The following is a 2,082-nucleotide window of genomic DNA, read 5'->3' on the forward strand; positions in this document are numbered from 1 at the left end:
TATGAAGTATATATTTACACTATTCTTTGTAATTATCCTTATGACTAATTGTTATAGTCAAAATAAAGATAGAGAGGAGTTAAAAAAAGTATCCAATGAGATATTGACATACATTAAAGAATACTCAATAGTTGCTGACTCCATAAACTGGAAAGGATTCCGTAGAGATATTTTGACAAAAATCACAAAATTGGATGACGTTGATTCAAATAAAATTATCTTTTCTTCAATTCTGGATAAACTACGACAGTACGGAGATTTTCATTCTTTTTATTATGATAAGTCTAATTTAAAAAAAATAGTATCAAACGATACAACTTTAAATTATCCATCATCAAAAATTATCGATGATTCAATTGGCTATATTTTTCTACCTGCGCATTTGTCGATGAATGAAAAAGATAATTTTATCTATGCAGATACATTAAGAAAACAAATTCAATTATTGGATGAAAAATATTCCATAAAAGGCTGGATTGTAGATTTAAGAGGAAATGGGGGTGGAAATATGTGGCCAATGTTAGCAGCGCTAAACCCAATTATCGAAGATGGAACTGTCGGATATTTCGTATCAAAAGGAAAAAGAATAAAATGGCAAAGTACTTCTAAAAACAACTATAAATGCAAAAACCTACATAACAAGGTAGCAGTATTAATTGATTCATTAACAGGTAGCAGTGGAGAAATGGCAGCAATATCATTGTTAGGCAGGGAAAATTCAAAATCTTTTGGAACAAAAACAAGTGGCTATACTACAGCAAATCAAAATTTTAAATTATCAAACGGAGCAATGCTTCTTTTAGCGACTGCCTATTGCGAAGATAGAACAAAGAAAAAATACATAGGAAAGATAACTCCTGATGTTGAAGTTTTAGATAACACAAAAATCATAACAAAATCTAAAGAATGGTTACTCGAATAACAATAAACTGCCTACAACAAGGTATTGCCAAAAGTGGGGCTGAATGGCTTAGATTGGAGCTTTGTCTAAGGTGAAACATTTGTTCAACGATTGAACTTTAGTGCTAAAAATCCCCGACTTCGGCAATACCCAACCGTTATAGCCAATGGTACAAAAACCGAAACAACAATGAAAATTCCGACAATACACGGATATATCGACAGAAGAATTTTAATCAACTTCACAGCTGACCCAAAATCCGTGGAGAAAATTATTCCGTTTCCTTTTAGACCAAAACTATACAAAGACAAAGCTATCGTTGGAATTTGCTTAATCAGACTGAAAAACATAAAACCTAAAGGATTTCCTGACTTTATTGGTGTAAACTCTGAAAATGGCGCTCACAGAATTGCGGTGGAATGGGATGAAAATGGTATGACAAAATCAGGAGTTTATATTCCACGCAGAGATACTTCACTAAAATTAAACACACTTGTTGGTGGACGAGTATTTCCAGGAAAACACCATTACGCGAAATTTAATGTAGCTGAAAAAAACGGAAATTATCATATTGCCTTTAAGAGTTCAGACAACACCGAAATATTAATTGATGCTACGGAAACAAAAGTATTTAGCGATAATTCAATTTTTGCAACATTAAATAACGCTTCAGACTTTTTTGAAAATGGCGACCTTGGATATTCACCAAACAAAGACAAATTTGACGGACTAAGATTGAAAGCATACAATTGGGAAGTCCGACCTCTTAATGTTCAAAATGTAAAATCAAGCTTTTTTGAAAACGAAGAGATTTTTCCAAAAGGTTCGGTAACTTTTGACAACGCATTGGTTATGACAAATATTGAACACGAATGGAAAAGTGAAACGGATAAATAACCACTGGCTATAACAGCTACAACGGATTTTGGCAATTGGCTTAATGGGAAGTTGGTTTGGACTTGTGATGATTTGGCAAATCCCAAGAATGGGCATAATTTAGTCCTAAACCCGCTGTCTTACCAATACGTTATGCAAAATTCCACTCTAAATAGTCTAACGGGATTCGAGCCAATTTTCGTTAAAAACACTGATAGTTTGTGTTTTTTTTGAAATTATACAAGATTTTTCGAACCACAAAAAAAGCTTGATAAATCTAAATCTATCAGGCTTTTAATTTTTAC

2 protein-coding genes are annotated in these 2,082 nt (G+C 32.8%); both read left to right on the forward strand.

The annotated features are described in order from the left end of the window. Positions 1-922, forward strand: a 922-nt coding sequence (locus GIY83_RS11685) for a S41 family peptidase (protein WP_208687062.1), incomplete at its 5' end; no start/stop codon positions are given. Between the two features lie 168 nt (positions 923-1,090). Next, positions 1,091-1,798, forward strand: a complete 708-nt coding sequence (locus GIY83_RS11690) for a DUF2071 domain-containing protein (protein ID WP_208687064.1) — start codon at positions 1,091-1,093, stop codon at positions 1,796-1,798. The last annotated feature ends 284 nt before the right edge of the window (positions 1,799-2,082 follow it).

Source organism: Flavobacterium sp. SLB02 (assembly GCF_009664855.1).
Classification (GTDB): Bacteria; Bacteroidota; Bacteroidia; order Flavobacteriales; family Flavobacteriaceae; genus Flavobacterium.